At 70.3% G+C, this 17505-nt stretch carries 16 protein-coding genes; 8 read left to right on the top strand and 8 right to left on the bottom strand.

Annotated features, from left to right (window positions below; all coding sequences use genetic code 11):
* The first annotated feature begins 3 nt into the window (after positions 1-3).
* Positions 4-453 (top strand): MarR family winged helix-turn-helix transcriptional regulator, encoded by a 450-nt coding sequence (locus FAF44_RS01665; protein WP_237101162.1) that lies wholly within the window; start codon positions 4-6, stop codon positions 451-453.
* A gap of 33 nt (positions 454-486) precedes the next feature.
* Here FAF44_RS01665 and FAF44_RS01660 read toward each other — a convergent pair whose 3' ends face one another.
* The gene (locus FAF44_RS01660) at positions 487-1257 is read right to left on the bottom strand and encodes a TetR/AcrR family transcriptional regulator (protein WP_237101161.1); all 771 of its coding nucleotides are present in this window, start codon (positions 1255-1257) and stop codon (positions 487-489) included.
* A 78-nt stretch (positions 1258-1335) separates the two neighbouring features.
* Between FAF44_RS01660 and FAF44_RS01655 the strand changes: the two genes are divergently transcribed.
* Together FAF44_RS01655 and FAF44_RS01650 are read left to right on the top strand one after the other, a co-directional pair.
* Positions 1336-2274 (top strand): ATP-binding cassette domain-containing protein, encoded by a 939-nt coding sequence (locus tag FAF44_RS01655; protein WP_237101160.1) that lies wholly within the window; start codon positions 1336-1338, stop codon positions 2272-2274.
* Positions 2271-3086, top strand: a complete 816-nt coding sequence (locus tag FAF44_RS01650) for an ABC transporter permease (RefSeq protein ID WP_237101159.1) — start codon at positions 2271-2273, stop codon at positions 3084-3086. Before FAF44_RS01655 ends, FAF44_RS01650 begins: the two co-directional genes overlap by 4 nt.
* 5 nt (positions 3087-3091) lie before the next feature.
* Here FAF44_RS01650 and betA read toward each other — a convergent pair whose 3' ends face one another.
* From betA to FAF44_RS01625, 5 genes are read right to left on the bottom strand one after another with little or no spacing between them, the layout of a single operon-like run.
* Entirely contained in the window at positions 3092-4717 is a 1626-nt protein-coding gene (gene betA, locus FAF44_RS01645) for a choline dehydrogenase (protein ID WP_237101158.1), read from the bottom strand.
* Entirely contained in the window at positions 4714-5724 is a 1011-nt protein-coding gene (locus FAF44_RS01640) for an ABC transporter substrate-binding protein (protein WP_237101157.1), read from the bottom strand. The genes betA and FAF44_RS01640 overlap by 4 nt, the downstream gene beginning before the upstream one ends.
* Positions 5721-6695, bottom strand: a complete 975-nt coding sequence (locus tag FAF44_RS01635) for an ABC transporter substrate-binding protein (RefSeq protein WP_237101156.1) — start codon at positions 6693-6695, stop codon at positions 5721-5723. Before FAF44_RS01635 ends, FAF44_RS01640 begins: the two co-directional genes overlap by 4 nt.
* The gene (locus FAF44_RS01630; RefSeq protein ID WP_237101155.1) at positions 6692-8605 is read right to left on the bottom strand and encodes a proline/glycine betaine ABC transporter permease; all 1914 of its coding nucleotides are present in this window, start codon (positions 8603-8605) and stop codon (positions 6692-6694) included. The genes FAF44_RS01635 and FAF44_RS01630 overlap by 4 nt, the downstream gene beginning before the upstream one ends.
* Positions 8602-9663 (bottom strand): glycine betaine/L-proline ABC transporter ATP-binding protein, encoded by a 1062-nt coding sequence (locus FAF44_RS01625; protein WP_308193266.1) that lies wholly within the window; start codon positions 9661-9663, stop codon positions 8602-8604. The genes FAF44_RS01630 and FAF44_RS01625 overlap by 4 nt, the downstream gene beginning before the upstream one ends.
* Before the next feature lie 340 nt (positions 9664-10003).
* On the opposite strand from FAF44_RS01625, the gene FAF44_RS01620 reads away from it, so the two are divergent.
* Genes FAF44_RS01620 through FAF44_RS01605 form a run of 4 tightly spaced genes read left to right on the top strand, consistent with a single transcriptional unit; the run spans position 10004 to position 14125 of the window.
* Entirely contained in the window at positions 10004-12775 is a 2772-nt protein-coding gene (locus FAF44_RS01620; RefSeq protein WP_237101154.1) for a nitrate- and nitrite sensing domain-containing protein, read from the top strand.
* Between the two features lie 5 nt (positions 12776-12780).
* Positions 12781-13194, top strand: coding sequence for a roadblock/LC7 domain-containing protein (locus tag FAF44_RS01615; protein WP_237101243.1), 414 nt, complete (start codon positions 12781-12783; stop codon positions 13192-13194).
* Positions 13195-13209: 15 nt separating this feature from the next.
* Positions 13210-13578, top strand: coding sequence for a DUF742 domain-containing protein (locus FAF44_RS01610; RefSeq protein WP_237101153.1), 369 nt, complete (start codon positions 13210-13212; stop codon positions 13576-13578).
* A complete protein-coding gene (locus tag FAF44_RS01605; RefSeq protein WP_237101152.1) occupies positions 13559-14125 on the top strand; it encodes an ATP/GTP-binding protein in 567 nt (188 codons plus the stop codon). Before FAF44_RS01610 ends, FAF44_RS01605 begins: the two co-directional genes overlap by 20 nt.
* A gap of 5 nt (positions 14126-14130) precedes the next feature.
* Here the strand turns inward: FAF44_RS01605 and FAF44_RS01600 are convergent, their stop codons facing one another.
* Positions 14131-15090: an SIS domain-containing protein gene (locus FAF44_RS01600; protein ID WP_237101151.1), complete on the bottom strand. Its 960-nt coding sequence runs from the start codon at positions 15088-15090 to the stop codon at positions 14131-14133.
* Positions 15087-16211, bottom strand: a complete 1125-nt coding sequence (locus tag FAF44_RS01595) for a hypothetical protein (RefSeq protein WP_237101150.1) — start codon at positions 16209-16211, stop codon at positions 15087-15089. The genes FAF44_RS01600 and FAF44_RS01595 overlap by 4 nt, the downstream gene beginning before the upstream one ends.
* A gap of 172 nt (positions 16212-16383) precedes the next feature.
* On the opposite strand from FAF44_RS01595, the gene FAF44_RS01590 reads away from it, so the two are divergent.
* Complete coding sequence (locus tag FAF44_RS01590; RefSeq protein WP_237101149.1) at positions 16384-17505, top strand: spermidine/putrescine ABC transporter substrate-binding protein; 1122 nt, start codon at positions 16384-16386, stop codon at positions 17503-17505.

Below are 17505 nucleotides of genomic sequence, written 5' to 3'. Positions count from 1 at the left end.
GGCATGGCGACTGACGGCTTGGGCGTGGACGACGGGATCAGGACGTTGCTGCTGCTGATGCCGCGCATGGTGGGGCGGGCCAAGCGGCTGAAGGTGCCCGAGGAACTGCAGTCATTGTCGCTGGCGCCCCGGCACCTGTCGTTGCTGTCGTACCTGCTGTTCGACGGCCCGATGACGGTCAACGAACTGGCCGGGCGGCTGGAGGTGGCGCCCGCGACGGTCAGCCTGATGGTGGGGGAGCTGAGCCGCAAGGGCGTGCTGGAGCGGCGCGAGGACGACGCCGACCGCCGCCGGACGATCGTCAGCATCGCCGAGCGGCGCCAGGACGCGATCAACGAGTGGCTCGGCTACGGCGCCCAGGCGTGGCGGCGCGCGCTGGAGCCGCTCACGCCGCAGCAGCGCCGCCTGTTCGTGGACACGATGCTCGCCTACGAGAACGCGCTGTCAGCCTGAGACGCGCCCGCCGCCCGTTCGCGAAATGGGCTGTCAGGTGGTGGGGTCGCGCTGGTCGATCAGGGCCTCGATGCCGTCGAGCACGCGGCGTAGCCCGAACTCGAAGGCGTGCTCGGGGCTGTAGGCCGCGTTGAGCTCCTCGCCCGCGGCCTGGCCCACCCGGGAGGCCGTGGGGTAGCGGGTGGCGTCGGCGATCCGGCTGAGGAAGGGCGCGTGCGCGGCCCACCACTGCTCGTCGCTGATCCCCGTCACGCGTTCGGCCTGCGCGCTCTCCACCGCGCCCCGCGCCGTGCCGTGCACGAAGCCGGTGATCAGCGTGATCACCGAGTCCATCTCCAGGTCCGACAGGCCGATGCCGTCGATCGCGCGCAGCTCGTAGTCGTACTTGGCCGTGGCGTTGGGGCCGAGCACCGGGCGGGCCGCGGCCACCTGCAGCAACCACGGGTGGCGCAGGTAGAGGGCCCAGTTCTCCCTGGCGATCCGCTCCAGCCTGCCGCGCCAGCAGCCCGGCACGTCCTCCGGCCGGGGAGTCTCGCCGTAGACCTCGTCGAGCATGACGTCGAGCAGTTCCGGCTTGCCCGGCACGTACGTGTAGAGCGACATCGTCCCGACGCCCAGGCGCTCGGCCACGCGGCGCATGGACAGCGCCGCCAGCCCTTCGGCGTCGGCCAGCGCGATGGCGGCGCGCACGATGCGGTCGACGCTCAGCTCCGGTTTGCCCTTGCGGCTGGTGCGCTCGCTGGTCCGCCAGAGCAGCGCCAGGCTGCGCGCGGGGTCGCCGCGCCCCGGGTACTCAACAGTCACCCTCGTACGGTACACCGTACGGTTGCCAGGATCGTCCGTATTGTGTACGGTACGCCGTACGATTCACAGGGAGGCTGCATGTCAGCGGTACTCGCGCAGGGTCTGCGCAAGTCGTACGGCGAGAAGGCGGCGCTGGACGGCATCGATCTGGACGTGCGCCGTGGCACGGTCCGCGGCCTGCTCGGCCCCAACGGGGCAGGCAAGAGCACGGCCGTGCGCATCCTGACCACGCTCCTGCGCCCGTCGGGCGGGCGCGCGGAGGTGGCCGGGTTCGACGTGACCACCCAGCCCCGCCAGGTACGCCGCAACATCGGGCTGGTCGGCCAGCACGCGGCGGTGGACGAGCTGCTCACCGGGCGGCAGAACCTGGAGCTGTTCGGCCGGCTCTGCCACCTGAGCGCGGTCCAGTCCCGGTCGAGGGCGGCCGAGCTGCTGGAACGGTTCGGCCTGGAGCACCCGGGCCCGGCCAAGGAGTACTCGGGCGGCATGCGCCGCCGCCTCGACCTGGCGGCCGGCATGATCCTCGCGCCGCCCGTGCTGTTCCTCGACGAGCCGACCACCGGCCTCGACCCGCGCAGCCGCGCCGAGGTCTGGCGGTCGGTGCGCGAGCTGGTCTCCGACGGCACCACGGTGCTGCTGACCACCCAGTACCTGGAGGAGGCCGACCAGCTCGCCGACCGCGTCTCGGTGATCGACGCCGGCCGGGTGGTGGCCGAGGGCACGCCCGACGAACTCAAGTCCCGGATCGGCGGCGACCAGCTCGACGTGGTCGTCCGCGATCCGGAGCATTTGGAGCGGGCCGCCGAGATCATCGGCGGGGTGGCGTCGGGGCCGGTGGAGCTCGACCGGGACACCCGGCACGTGCGCGGGCCGGTGAACGAGCGGGTGCGGTCCCTCACCGAGGTGCTCACCGCGCTCGCGGCGGCCGGCATCGAGGCCGAGGACGTCGCCGTCCGCCGCCCGACCCTCGACGAAGTCTTCCTGAACCTCACCGAAGCCGGAGGCGTCCGCCCATGACCGTGACCACCCTGGACAGCCCCGTGACGCGAGCGCGATGGGCGCTGGCCGACGGCTGGACGGTCGCCCGCCGCGACCTGATCCACTGGGCCAACCAGCCCATGACCGTCGTCTTCGGGGTCGTCTTCCCCGTCGTCATCACCCTCGCCTTCGGCTACCTGTTCGGCGGGGCGGTGAAGGTGCCCGACGGGGCGGACTACTTCGCCTTCCTCATGCCCGGCATGTACGGCATGACGATGCTGTTCGGCCTGAGCAGCACCATGATCGCCGTCGCCACCGACGCCTCCAAGGGCGTCACCGACCGCTTCCGCTCGATGCCCATGGCCCCCTCGGCGGTCCTGATCGGCCGGGCCATCGCCGACCTGCTGCACTCGGTCGTCGTCCTGGCCGGGCTGCTGGCCTGCGGTCTGGCGGTCGGCTGGCGGCCCGCCACCCTCTCGGGCACGCTCGGGGCGGTGGGCCTGCTCCTGCTGCTGCGCTTCGCGCTGCTCTGGGCCGGCATGTACCTGGGCCTGCTCACCAGGGACCCGGGCGCGGTGGTGGCGGTGCAGACGCTGGAGTTCCCGATCGGCTTCCTGTCGAACGCCTTCGTCGCCCCCGGCACGATGCCGGGCTGGCTGGGGGCCGTCGCGGAGTGGAACCCGTTGTCGTCCACGGTGGCGGCGGCCAGGGAGCTGTTCGGCAACCCCGGATGGGGCGGCGACTCGTGGGTGGCCCGGCACGCGCTGCCGATGGCCGTGGTGTGGCCGGCGCTGATCACGGTGGTGTTCTTCGTCCTGTCGGTACGCCGCTACCAGCGCCTGGACCGTTGAGCGGCTCACCCGTGCCGGTAGAACTCCACCGGCTCGGGCGGCAGCGGGGTGTTGCCGAGGATGAGGTCGGCGGACTTCTCGGCCAGCATCATGACGGGGGCGTAGATGTTGCCGTTCGTCACGTACGGCATGGCCGAGGCGTCCACCACGCGCAGCCCGTCGAGGCCGTGCACGCGCATCGTGTCCGGGTCCACCACCGCCGTCTCGCCGGTGCCCATCGCGCAGGTGCACGACGGGTGGAGGGCGGTCTCGCCGTCCTTGGCGACCCAGGCGAGGATCTCCTCGTCCGTGCGCACCGACGGGCCGGGTGAGATCTCGCCCGCGTCCAGGCCGGCCCACGCCGGTTGCGACAGGATCGCGCGGGCGTGCCTGATCGCCTCCACCCACTCCCTGCGGTCCTGCTCGGTGGACAGGTAGTTGAAGCGGAGGGCGGGCTTGCGGCGCGGGTCGGCGGACACGACGCGGACCGAGCCGCGGGCGTCGGAGTACATCGGGCCGATGTGCACCTGGTAGCCGTGCCCGCCCGCCGGGGCCGAGCCGTCGTAGCGGACGGCGATCGGCAGGAAGTGGAACATCAGGTTCGGGTAGGCGGCGGCGTCGTTCGAGCGGATGAAGCCGCCGGCCTCGAAGTGGTTGGTGGCCCCAGGGCCGCGTCTGCGGAAGAGCCAGTCCGCGCCGATGAACGGGCGTCGCCACCTGGCCAGCGAGGGCTGCTGGGAGACCGGCTGCCCGCAGGCGTGCTGGACGTAGACCTCCAGATGGTCCTGGAGGTTCTCGCCCACGCCCGGCAGGTCGTGCACGACGTCGATGCCCAGCGGCTCCAGCAGCGCCTTCGGGCCCACCCCCGAGAGCTGGAGGAGTTGCGGGGTGTTGATCGCCCCGCCGCAGAGGATGACCTCCGAGGCGTCCACGCGCCGGCCGTCGCAGACCACGCCGACCGCGCGGGTGCCGTCGAAGAGCACCTTCTCCACGAAGGCCCGGGTCCTGACCGTCAGGTTGGGACGGTGCCGCACGGGGTGGAGGTAGGCGCGGGCGGCGCTGAGGCGGCGGCCGCGGTGGATGGTGCGGTCGAAGGCGGCGAAGCCCTCCTGGCGGTAGCCGTTGACGTCGTCGGTCAGCGGGTGGCCGGCCTGCTGGACCGCCTCGAAGAACGCCTCGAACAGCGGCCCCCGCGCGGGCCCGCGCTCCAGCTTCAGCGGGCCGCGCCCGCCGCGGAAGGGCGTGTCCGGGTCGGCCAGGCAGTTCTCCATGCGCTTGAAGTACGGCAGGCAGTGCGCGTAGTCCCAGCGCTCCATGCCGGGATCGGCGGCCCAGCGCTCGTAGTCGAGCGGGTTGCCGCGCTGGAAGATCATGCCGTTGATGCTGCTGGAGCCGCCGAGGACCTTGCCGCGGGCGTGGTAGACGCGCCGGTCGTTCATGTGCGGCTCGGGCTCGGACTCGTACTTCCAGTCGTAGAACCGGCTGCCGATCGGGAACATCAGCGCGGCCGGCATGTGGATGAACACGTCCCACAGGTAGTCGGGCCGTCCCGCCTCCAGCACCAGCACGGACGTCGAGGGGTCGGCGCTCAGCCGGTTGGCCAGGGCGCAGCCGGCCGAGCCGCCGCCCACGATGACGAAGTCGAACCTCACCGGGGGATCCAGTCCTTCCACACGATCTTGTTCTCCGCCACCCACTTCCGTGCGGCGTCCTCGGCGCTCAGCTTCTCGTTGATCATGTCGCTGGCCACGGTGTTCTGGTGGTCGTTGGTCCAGTTGAAGTTGCGCACCAGCTCGTACGCCTGCCCGCCCGTCTCCGCGAACCGCCGGCTGACGATCTTGTCCAGCAGGTACGGCGGGTAGTCGCAGGCGACCCTGACCGTGTCGTCGTCGCAGCCCAGGGCGTAGGGCGGCAGCGCGACCTTGACGAGCTTGACCTTGGTGAACAGCCATTGCGGTTCGTAGAAATACATGAGCAGCGGCGTCCGATTCTTCGTCGCCGCCTGGGCCGCCTTGATGAGCGCGTCCTCGCTGCCGGAGTAGACGACCTTGTAATTGAGCTTGAGGTTCCGGACGAGCGCCTCGTCATTGGTGACGAATGAGGGGTCGCCGTCCAATACCTGGCCGAGATTTCCGGTCTTTTCGGTCCGGAAGAGACTCGCGTACTTATTGAGGTTTCGGTAGTCCGTAATATCGGGATACTTTTTGGCCATCCACTCGGGGACGTACCAACCGATCACGCCCTTGTTTCCGGTCAGCCCGGCGGACAACGCGACCTTCTTCTCCTCGATGTACTGCTTCTTCAGGTCGTTGTGACCCCAGGTTTCCACGATCACATCGACCTTGCCGGATTCGAAATCCCGCCAGGACTGCTCCTCTTTCATCGGGCGCGTGCTGACCTTGTAACCCAGCTCGTGCTCCAGCAGGTACGCCAGCACCGCCGCCTGGGCCTCGTACCCGACCCAGCCGTGGATGTCGATGTTGACCGTGCCCTTGGCCTTGGCCGTGGTCGCCGGCTCGCCGCTGGAGCAGGCCGCCAGGAGCAGGGCCGCGGCCAGCGGCCCCGCGAGCGCCCTGACCCAGGTGACGCCGACCCAGGTGTCGCTGACCCAGGTGGCACGCGGCCCCGCCGGGCGGGGCCGCGGTCGCGAGCTGATCACTTGGGGATCCAGGACTGCCACTTGGCGGTGTTCGCCTCGACCCACTTCTTGGCGGCGTCCTCACCGCTCAGGCCGTTGTTGGTCATGTCGTCGGCGACGGCGTTCTGGTCCTCGTTGGTCCAGGAGAAGTTCTTGACCAGCTCGTACGCCTTCCCGCCGGTCTGCGCGAACTTCGTGCTCACGATCTTGTCGAGGTCCATCTCCGGGTAGTCGCAGGCCACCTTCTTGGGGTCGGCGTCGCAGCCCTCGGTGTAGGCAGGCAGGTTGACCCGGACCAGGGGGGTCTTGCTGAACAGCCAGTGCGGGTCCCAGAAGTAGAACAGCAGCGCCTTCTTCTGCGTCTGCGCCTGCTGGGCGCTCTTGATCAGGGCCGCCTCGCTGCCGCCGACGACGACCTTGTAGTTCAGCTCGAGGTTCTTGATCAGGGCTTCCTCGTTGCTGACGTACGACGGGTCGCCGAACAGGAGCTGGCCCTTGTCACCCGACTCCGAGGTCTTGAACAGCTCCGCGTACTTGTTCAGGCCCTTGTAGTCGGTGATGTCGGGGTGCTCGTCGGCCATCCACTTGGGGATGTACCAGCCGATCACGCCCTTGTTGCCGGTGGAGCCCGCCTCCTGCGCGACCTTCTTCTCCTCGATGTACTGCTTCTTCAGGTCGGGGTGACCCCAGTTCTCGATGATCACGTCCACGTCGCCGGTCTGGAAGCCCTCCCAGGCGAGCTGCTCCTTGATCTCGGGCAGCTCGACGGTGTAGCCGAGCTCGTTCTTCAGCAGGTACGCGACGACGTTCGCGCTCGCCTCGTACCCCACCCACGGGTTGATCGCGATCTTCACCGTGCCGCCACCGGACGCGGAGGCGGTGGAGCCGGCCGCGGGGGCCGAGGCGGTGGAGGTCGCATCGACCGTGGCGCCGCCACAACCCACGGCGGCGAGCCCAAGAACGACGAAGCCTGCGAGCAGGCGAATCTTCATGTGAACTTCCTCTTTCGGGGGGACGGACGCCTGTCGGCGCCCTGCGTGATGCGGTCGAGCATGACTCCGAGGAGCACGGTCGCGATGCCCGCGACGAAGCCCATCCCGAAGTCGGTCCGCTGGGAGAACCCGGTGACCACGTCGTAACCGAGGGCCCCCGCCCCGACCAGGGCGCCGACGACCACCATGGCCAGCGTCATCACGATGCCCTGGTTGGCCGCGAGCAGGATGGCCCGCCTGGCCATCGGCAACTGCACCTTCCACAGAAGCTGGCCGGGGGTGGAGCCGGCGGAGACGGCCGCCTCGACGACCGTGGCGGGCACGGCCTTGAGGCCGTCCTCGACCAGGCGCACCACCGGCGGCACCGCGTAGATGACGGAGGCGAAGATGGCGGTGAACCGGGTCGTCCCGAACAGTGCCAGCGCGGGCAGCAGGTACACGAACGCGGGCATGGTCTGCGCGGCGTCCAGCAGTGGCCGCTGGACGGCCGACCAGCGTGGCGAGCGGGCCGCGGCCACGCCCAGCAGCAGGCCGATGATGAGCGCGACCAGCACCGCGACGGCCACCGTGGTCATCGTCTGCATGGTGTGCTCCCACACCCCGAGCAGCGCGATCGCCAGCAGGCAGGCCAGCGCGACGAGCGCGGGACGCAGGCCGCTGACCCGCCAGGCCACGACCAGCACGGCCAGCGCGACCAGCCACCACGGCGCGGAGGTGAGCAGCGACTCCAGCGGGTTGAGCAGGACGAGGGAGGTCGTGTCCTTGATCCACGTCGTCACCGTGAACCAGTTGTCCTCGGCCCAGCGCACGGCGTCGTTCACCTCGGCGACCACGTTGATCGTGAGCGTCTCCGGCCAGACCTTCGGCAGCACGGGGATGAGCGCCAGGCCGGCGGCGGCCAGCGCGCCGGCGGCGAGCAGGTCGGTCCTGCCGCGCTTCGCGTGCGGGTCGCGCCTGGCCACGGCCGTCATCATCCGGTCGAGCAGCACGGCCATGACCACGACGGCGACGCCGGCCGGCAACATGATGCCGACCTGGGCCCGAGACAGGCCGCGGATGATGTCGCCGCCCAGGCCGGGGGCCGAGATCAGGTTCGCGATGACGACCATGGACAGCGCCATCATGATCGTCTGGTTGATCGCCAGCGCGATCGTGGACCTGGCCAGCGGCAGGTGCACCTTGAACAGCGTCTGCCAGCGGGTGGCCCCCAGGGAGGCGGACGCCTCGACCGCGGTGGGGGAGACCTCGGAGACGGCCAGCGCCGTGATGCGGATGGCGGGCGGGATCGAGTAGATCATCGTCGCGATGGCCCCGGCGGGCGCGCCGATGTGGAAGAACAGCGCGAGCGGGGCCAGGTAGGCGAACGTCGGCATGATCTGCATGACGTCCAGGACGGGGGTGATCGCCCGCCGCACGCGTACGGAGAGCCCGGCCCAGACGCCGACGGGGATCCCGATCGCCAGCGAGAGCAGCACCGCCACCGCGACCAGGGCCAGCGTGTCGACGCTCGACTCCCACAACCCCAGCACGCCGAACGCGCTCACGCCGCCGAGCGCGAGCAGCGCGATCCGCCGGCCGCCCGCCAGCCAGGCCAGCGCGCCCATGACGCCGGTGATGCCGGGCCAGCCGAGCGCGGACAGGCCGGTCTGGAACAGGTCGTAGAGCCAGGCCACGAACAGCCGGATGTAGTTGAGGAAGTAGAGGAAGAGCGGGTTGTCGTTGCGGTGGTCGTCGATCCACTCGCGCAGCTCCGTGACGGCCAGGAACTGCGGCGCCTCCTTGTCGTGCGGCAGCGTCCCCGTGCCGCGGAAGACCACGTACGCCGCCACGAACAGGACCGCCACCCCCGCGGGGGCCGCCCACCTCGGCAGCCGTAACCCGGACGAGGTGCTGACGACCGTGGAGCTCATGTCCCCGCCCGCACGGCGCCGGTCTCCTGGCCGGACAGGAAGCCCAGCAGGTCCACCCGGTCCACCACACCGGCCAGCGCGCCGTCGTCCGTCATCGCCCTGATGGGCTGGGACGACCCGGCGGCGACGCCCACGGCGTCCTTGATCACCGTGGTGACCGGCAGCGCGGGCCCGTCCAGCGGCTCACCGGGCTCGGGGTCGCGGCAGATCCAGCGCAGGGTCAGCACGTGGCTTCTGGGCACGTCGCGGACGAAGTCGGCCACGTAGTCGTCGGCCGGCGCGCCCACCAGCTCCTCCGCCGTGCCGAGTTGCACGATCGAGCCCGCGCGCATGATCGCGATGCGCTCGCCGAGCTTGAGCGCCTCGGACAGGTCGTGCGTGATGAACACCATCGTCTTGCCGACCTCGCGGTGCAGCCGGATGACCTCGGCCTGCATGTCGCGCCTGATCAGCGGGTCGAGCGCGCTGAACGGCTCGTCGAACAGCATCACCTCGGGGTCCACGGCCAGCGCCCTGGCCAGGCCCACCCGCTGCTGCATGCCGCCGGAGAGCTGGTCGGGGTAGGCGTCGGCGTAGCCGTCGAGGCCGACGAGTGAGAGGATCTCCGCCGCCCGCGCGTGCCTGGCCTGCCGGGCGGCGCCCTGGATCTCCAGCCCGTACGCGACGTTGTCGATCACCTTGCGGTGCGGCAGCAGGCCGAAGTGCTGGAAGACCATGCTGACCCGGTGGCGGCGCAGTTCGCGGAGGCGGGTGGGGGAGGCGGCGCCGATGTCCTCGCCGCCGATCCGGATCTCTCCGGCGCTCGGCTCGATGAGCCGGGTCAGGCAGCGGACGAGGGTGGACTTGCCGCTGCCGGACAGGCCCATGACCACGAACACCTCGCCGGGGCGTACGTCGAAGCTCACGTCACGGACGGCGGCGGTGCAACCGGTCTTCTCCCTCAGCGCGGCGGGATCGAGGTGTTTGTCCTCGCTGTCCAGCACTTTCTGTGCCTTGGTGCCGAAGATCTTCCAAAGCCCCGCAACGGTGATGGCCGCGTTGTCGGGAGAAACTCCCACACTCGCCTCCTCGATTGACGTCGCTCAACATATGTCGCCAATAGCGGGATTCTCAACGCCGTGACTGTCCGGTGATCACCACGCGTCGGCCGCGTTACGCGCTTGGAACGAGTCAAACGCCCATTAGCGGACATTTATTCTGTTAAAGGATTATTTCGTGTCTAGGGTGCTTCCATGATGGAGCGCCAGGTTCTATCCTCATGAGCCACGCGAGACATCTTTTGTCGCGTTATGTTCGCTTGGCCACGAGCCATGGGATGTGTTCCAATTACCGGCACTTGCTGATTTCCCCCCGGAGCACAGCCTCCTCATATACGCCGATTCGGGCGAGGTGCGTTGGGTGAGTACAGAGCTGGGCGTCAAGCAGGCCGGCGAAGGTCGCTGGCGGCTGCGTAATTGGCGTGTCCGGGCGCGGCTCGTCGCTCTCATCATGGTCCCGACCGCGGCGGCCGTGCTGCTCGGCGGCATCCAGGTGCTCTCCTCGACGTCCGCGGCGTCCGACTACGCGCGGACCAACCAGTTCGCCCGCCTGTCCGCCGAACTGGGCGGGCTCACCCACCTGGTCTCCGGCGAACGCGCCAGGACCGCCTGGTACATCGCCCGCGACCGGCCCGCCGACGGCCTGGCCGAGGTGCAGGCCCAGATGGACCAGGTGGACGAGGCCACCCGACAGGTACGCGGCATCGCCGGCCAGCTCATGACCGAGTCCACCGGCCGTACCGCGGACCAACTGGAGAACCTGCTCAACCGCCTCGACGACCTCACCTCCCTGCGGCAGCAGGCGCTGGAGGCCAACCTGCTGCCCGGCCCGGCCGTCGAGCTGTACACCACGGTCATCAGCGACCTGCTCTCCGTGCACAACGAACTGGTCAAGGGCAGCGTGGACGACGAGCTGTTCCGCCAGACGAGCATGCTCGACGGCCTGGCCCGGGCCAAGGAGAGCGTCTCCTACCAGCAGGCGCTGGTCACCGTCGTCCTCGTCGAGGGCACGTTCGACCAGGACCAGCTCAAGCGCTTCCTCGGCGAGCAGTCCGTGGAGAGCACCGAGCGCAAGGGCTTCGCCGCCGAGGCCACCGCCGACGAGCGCCGCTACTTCGACGAGACCGTCAACGGCAGATCCGCCGACCGCATGCTGTTCCTGCGAGAGCTGGTGCTGATCAGAGCCACCACGGGGCTGCCGCTGCGCGGACTCGACCAGGCCAGGAAGGACGACGCCAAAGAGTGGTTCGACGCGACCGACGTCGTCGTCGACTCCATGCGCGAGGTCGAGCGCCGCCAGGCCGACGGCATCGTGGCCCGCAGCGAGGCGCTCAGCGCCAACGAGCGCAGCGCCGCCTTCGTCACCGCCGGCGCCGTGCTGGCGCTGCTCGTCGTCGTGCTGCTGATCACCACCGGCGTGGCCAGGTCGCTCGTCCGGCCGCTGCGCCGCCTGCGCGGCGAGGCCCTGGAGATCGCCGGCCGCCGGCTGCCCGAGTTCGTCCAGCACCTGCGGGAGTCGCGCGACGGCGAGATCACCGCGGAGGTCCCGCCCATCGGCATCTTCACCAGGGACGAGGTCGGCGAGGTCGCCCGCGCCTTCGACGAGGTGCACCGCGAGGCCGTGCGGCTGGCGGGCGACGAGGCCAAACTGCGCTCCAACGTCAACGCCATGTTCGTCAACCTCTCCCGCCGCAGCCAGACGCTCGTGGAACGGCAGCTCACCCTCATCGAGCGGCTGGAGAAGGGCGAGCGCGACGACACCCGGCTCGGCGACCTGTTCAAGCTCGACCACCTGGCCACCCGCATGCGGCGCAACAGCGAGAACCTCCTCGTCCTCGCCGGGCAGGAGGCCGCGCGCAAGTGGAGCGAGCCGGTCGAGCTGATGGACATCGTCCGGGCCGCGCTCGGCGAGGTCGAGAGCTACGACCGGGTCAGCATCCAGGTCCAGTCGGACGTCGCCATCGCCGGTCAGGCCGTCACCGACGCGGTGCACCTGCTGGCCGAACTGGTCGAGAACGCCGTGTCGTTCTCCTCCCGCGACACCAAGGTGGTCATCTCCAGCAGCCGCATCGACGGCGGCAGCCTGATGTTGTCGGTCACCGACCACGGCATCGGCATGGCGCTGGACGAACTCGGCGAGGCCAACTGGCGGCTGGCCAACCCGCCGGTCGTGGACGTGTCGGTGTCGCGGCGGATGGGGCTGTTCGTGGTCGGGCGGCTGGCGCTGCGGCACAACATCCGGGTGCAGCTCAGGCGGCAGGACATCGGCGGGCTGACCGCCATGGTGCTGATCCCGCCGATGCTGCTCACCGCCGTGCCGGACCAGCGGGTGCAGGTGCCCAGGCAGGGGGCCGGCCCGGCGTACCAGGGCGGGCCGCAGCCGGACGCGCTCGACGTGCCCCGGCCGGGCTCCGTGCCCCGGCCGATGTCCGGGCACCCGTCGTTCAACTCCGCCGCGTTCGACTCCACCGGCTTCGACCCGGCCGGCCCTGCGGGGCTCGACCCCTCCAGCCTCAGCTCGCCGGCGTCCAATTCCTCGGGGTTCACCTCCTCAGCGTCCACCTCCTCAGGGTTCGGCTCCGCCGGGTACAACTCGTCGGGGTTCGACTCCTCCGGTTTCGACTCGGTCGGGTTCGACTTCACCGCGCCGGCGTCCGGGCACCCGTCGTTCGACTCCGTGGCCCCCGAGCCGTCGTCCTGGTTCAGCTCGACGCGCCCGGCCGTGCAGCCGCCACCCGGCCTCGGCACGTCGTTCCCGCCGCCGGGCGCGCCCGCGTCGCCGCCCGCCGGGGACGAGTACCTGCCGATCTTCGCCGCCGTCGAGGAGAGCGGCTGGTTCAGCAGGTCCACGCCGACCGCCGACCACCGCGACACCTCCTGGTCAACCCCGGCCGACCAGGCATGGCAGGCCGCCGACGCGGTCGCGGAGCCCGTCAACAACGGGACCACGATCTCCGGCTTGCCCAAGCGGACACCGAAAGCCAACCTGGTACCGGGCACCGCGAGCCCGAACCCGAAGCCGCCGCCGCCCTCACCCGGGCCTCCGGTGTCCCCCGACCGGCTCCGCAACAGGCTGGCCAGCTACCAGCAGGGCGTGCGCAAGGGGCGCGCGGAGCTCGAGGAGGACTCATGAAGGAGCTGAGCCAGGCCGCCAGGGACATCAACTGGCTGGTCAGCGGTTTCGTGGACGAGGTTCCCGGCGTGGCGCACGCCGTGGTCGTCTCCGCGGACGGCCTGCCCATGGCCTTCTCCAGAGGCTTTCCCAAAGACCGCGCCGACCAGCTCGCCGCCATCGCGGCCGGCCTGGTCAGCCTCACCGGGGGAGCGGCGCGGGTCTTCGAGGGCGGCGGGGTGACCCAGACCCTCATCGAGATGGCGGGCGGCCTGCTGCTGGTGATGTCGATCAGCGACGGATCCTGCCTGGCGGTGCTGGCCGCGCCCGACTGCGACATGGGGCTGGTCGCCTACCAGATGACGATCCTGGTCGAGCGCGCGGGGCAGGTGCTCACCCCTGCCGTACGGGCGGAGCTCTCCGCCACGCGCCAGTGGTGAATGGGGGAGTGAACCATGGCATCGTGGCACAACGGGGAGCAGGAGCCCGAGCGCAGTTCGCTCGTCCGCATGTACGCCGTCACCGGCGGCCGCACCGCTCCGCGCACGGACCTGGCCATGGAGGCACTGGTATCGTCTGCCACCTCGGCGCAGCTCGGCACCACCTACGCGCGCGAGTACCGCGCCATCAGCGAGTTGTGCAGGCAGGTGCGCTCCGTGGCGGAGATCTCGGCCCTGCTCAGCGTCCCACTGGGTGTGGCGCGGGTGCTGATCGCCGACATGGAGGCCGACGGACTGGTCAAGGTGTACCAGCCGCAGCTTGAGGCAGGGCTTCCCGACAGGGGCCTGCTCGAAAGGGTGTTGAGTGGACTTCGCAGGCTCTAGCGGGCTCGCCGCCACGAAGATCGTCGTGGCGGGCGGGTTCGGCGTGGGGAAGACCACGTTCGTGGGGGCGGTGTCCGAGATCATGCCCTTGACCACCGAGGCGATGATGACGGACGCCTCGCAGGGCGTGGACGACCTCGGCCCCACCCCGGCCAAGACGACCACGACCGTCGCCATGGACTTCGGCCGGCTCTCCCTCGACCAGGACCTGATCCTCTACCTGTTCGGCACCCCCGGGCAGCGGCGGTTCTGGTTCATGTGGGACGACATCGTGCGCGGAGCCATCGGGGCCGTGGTGCTGGTGGACTCGCGGCGGCTGGCCGACAGCTTCCCCGCCGTCGACTACTTCGAGGACTCCAAGATCCCGTTCGTGATCGGGCTCAACGGGTGGGAAGGCGAGTTCCCGCACATCGAGAGCGAGGTGCGGGAGGCGCTCACGCTCTCGGCGCACGTGCCGATCGTGCGCACGGACGCGCGTTCGCGGCAGGCCGTCAAGCACACCCTGGTCACCCTGGTCGAGCACGCGCTGACCGTGCGCTCGCACTGACGGACCTACTGTGCCGCCCACCAGTAGGCGGCCACCAGCTCCGCCACCAGCGTCTCGGTGAGCAGGGCGATATCCGGGTCGTCGTCGTGGGCGTAGCGGATCGTGGCCGCCGCGTCCCTGACCTCCGCGCCGACGGCGATCACCGTGGAGCCGCGCTCGCGCACCCAGTCCATGGCCTGCCCGTCGTAGCGGGAGCCGGGGAAGAGCAGCGCCCGGTAGTCGAGCGTCTTGGTGAGGTACACGTCCACGTGCGACCAGTCGCCGCTCTCGCAGGCGTCGGCCGGGCGGCGCGGGCCCTCGCGGAACATCAGCGCCGACTGCTCGGCCGACGACAGCCGCTCGGCGGGCGCGATCGTGTAGACGCCGTGCGGGCCGTCGAGCAGCTCCATCACCAGGGGGAGCCACTCGTCCCTGCGGTCGAGCAGGTCGGCCGACGCCTTGGCGGCCCTGTCGAGCAGCGCGGGCAGGTCGCCCGCGCGGCCGGTGAGCCGCGACTCCAGGGCCAGGAGCAGGGCCAGCGTGTGCTGGAACGTGCGGCACGCGACGCCGCCGCGCTCCTCGCCCGCCCGCAGCTCGACCACCAGGCCGGCCGCCTGCGCGAGCGGGGAGCCCGGGTCGTTGGTGAGGGCCGCCACGTGGGCCGGGCCGCCGGCGTACCTGGTCACGGCGTCGAGGGTCTCCCGGCTGCCGCCGGTGGCCGAGATCGGGACGACCAGGGTGCCTGCGGTGTTCGGGAAGCCGGTGGCGGCGGAGGCGTACTCGGCGTGGGCGTCGACCCCCTGTGCCCGCAGCCGCCGGGCCGCCACGCCCGCGGCGTAGCGCGAGCTGCCCATGCCGAGGAACAGGACCCGCTCGACGTCCGCCGGCAGGGCCTGGAACGGGTCCGCCCCGCGCAGCCCGTCGGCCAGCGCCGCCAGGGCCTCCGGCTTGGACTCCAGGTCGGCGAGAAAGAGGTCAGCGTTCACGGGTGGGTCTCCTCAAGGTCTTCGTCTCCGTACCAGGTGCGCAGGACGCCCATGGGGGCGTAGCGCCAGCGGGGGAGGTGGCGGGCGGCGTAGATCAGTTCGCGGCACTCCTGCTCCACCTCGAACGGGCGGATCAGCCGCTCGTCCAGCAGGTCCGGCCGGTGGGCGTCCGCCAGGCGGGCCCGGTAGGCGGTCAGGAGGGCCGCGCGGGCCTGCCGGGCCCAGGCCGCCGCGTGGGCGGGCGGGGCGCCTCTTCTCCTGATCGCCACCTGGGCCACGTGTTCGAGGCTCGTGGTGAGCTGGGCCACGTCCCTTGCGGCCGGCTGGCGGGCCTGGGCGTCGGTGACCGTGGGGTTGCCGTCGAAGTCGATGATCGCGTAGCCGTCGCGCCACCTGAGGATCTGGCCCACGTGGAGGTCGCCGTGGATCCTGATCAGCGGGCCGGCGACGGGGGTGCCCAGGGCGGCCAGCTCGCGGCGCATGGCCGCCGCCCTGGTGGCCAGCCACTCGCCGTCCGCTCCGCCGGTCAGCTCCAGCGCCTCGGCCAGCGCCGCTTCCGCCCTGGCCGCGGGCTCGGTGCGCACGTCCGCCTGGCCGCGCGCGGCGGGGAAGGTGGACAGGGCGAGGTGCAGGTCGGCGGCCAGCCGGCCGAGCCGGGCGGCGAACGAGAACGTGCTCGCCTCGGCCTCGTCCACGCACCACTCCCAGCCGTCGCGGGCCTGCGGGAGGTAGCCCGTGACCAACGCCAGGAGGTGCTCGCGGCCGTCGAACACGCCTGTCAGAGCCGCGTAAGGGGGCGCGGTGTCGTTGAACCCCGAGTCAACGAGGTGCGCGAAGATCTCCGGAGTGGGGTGCGGGAGGGGTACGGGCGGCGTGAGCCACTTGACCACGACCTGTTCGTCCACCACCACCGAGTAGTTCGTCTGGTCCACGTGCGGGCCGAAATCGCGCTCACCTGGGGCCCCAGTGTGGAGATCTCCAGGACCGTGCGAGAGGGTGGGCAGCGGGAGGAAGCGTCGTACGGCGAACGGCGGCGGCACCTCGCCCCCCAGCCGGGTCAGCAGCGCGGCCGTGAGCCCCCGATCTCGCGCGGTGAGTGGCCTCTCACCGAGAGAGATCAAGCGATCGCTTATTGAATCCCAATTCAACTCTTGGACCAAACTTCCAGGTAGCAATGTCATCAAAAGTCTTGCTCATGTTGATTTCTGCTGCAACACTCCTGCTCTGGTCCGCTGTGTCCGGTAAGGTCGCGCGACCCCTCAAACCGCACAAATTGCAGAAGGAGTAGCGACCGTGTCCCGTACCCGGTTCACCCGTCGTCTCCCGGCCGCCGCGGCGGCGGCCGGACTCGCGCTTGCCGTAGCGGCGTGCGGGGGTGAGTCGTCGTCAAGCTCAAGCGGGGCGGCGCCGGCGGCGGCCGACCAGCTCAAGCCCGACGCGGACCTGTCGCAGCAGACCTTGGACATCACGGTCTGGGACGGTTACACGCCCAAGGAGCTCCCCGAGAAGGCCAAGGCGGAGCTCAAGATCAAGGAAGTGCAGATCCAGACGCACGACACCAACGAGACGGCGATGACCAAGCTCACCGCGCCCGGTGACAGCGGCATCGACGTGGCGTTCGTGTCCGGCCAGTACGCCCAGGCGCTCAACGAGCAGGGCCTGCTGGAGCCGATCCACAAAGAGCTGATCCCCAACCTGGCCAACCTCTACCCCGAGGCCACCCAGCTCTCCTATGACAAGGGCAACAACTACTCCGTGCCCTACACCTGGGGCACGACGGGTATCTGCTACCGCAGTGACCTGGTGAAGAGCGAGCCGAAGAGTTGGAACGATCTCCTCAAGCCCCCTGCCTGGGCCGAGAAGAAGGTCACCATGCTCGCCACCGAGCGCTGGCTCGCGCTGCCCGCGCTCAAGTCGCTCGGCTACTCGATCAACACCGACAAGGACGAGGAGATCGAGAAGGCCAAGGAACTGCTCATGGCGCAGAAGCCGCACCTGCTGCGCTATGACGACACCACCTTCGGCGACCGGCTCGTGTCCGGCGAGGCCATCATGGTCGAGGCGTGGGACGGCTGGTGCCCGACCACCGACCCCAAGGGCAACATCAAGTTCACGGTGCCGAAGGAGGGCAGCGACCTCTGGGTGGACACCATGGTGATCATGAAGTCCTCCAAGAACAAGGAGGCCGCGCACGCCCTGCTCAACTACATCCTCAGCCCCGAGATCCACGGCTGGGCCGCCGAGAACATCAACTACAAGGTGCCCAACAAGGCCGCCATGGAGCAGGTCAAGATCGCCAAGGGCTCCCTGCTCGGCACCACCCCGGCGGAGCTGCTCAACGGCGAGGCCGCCATCGACCTGGGCCAGGCGTCCACGAAGTACACCCGGCTGGCGCAGGACGTCACGGCCAGTTGA

The sequence above is a fragment of the Nonomuraea sp. MG754425 genome (genome assembly GCF_021699195.1).
GTDB lineage: Bacteria > Actinomycetota > Actinomycetes > Streptosporangiales > Streptosporangiaceae > Nonomuraea.
Note: the sequence above shows the minus strand (reverse complement) of the source record. Positions and strands in the feature narration are given on the sequence as shown.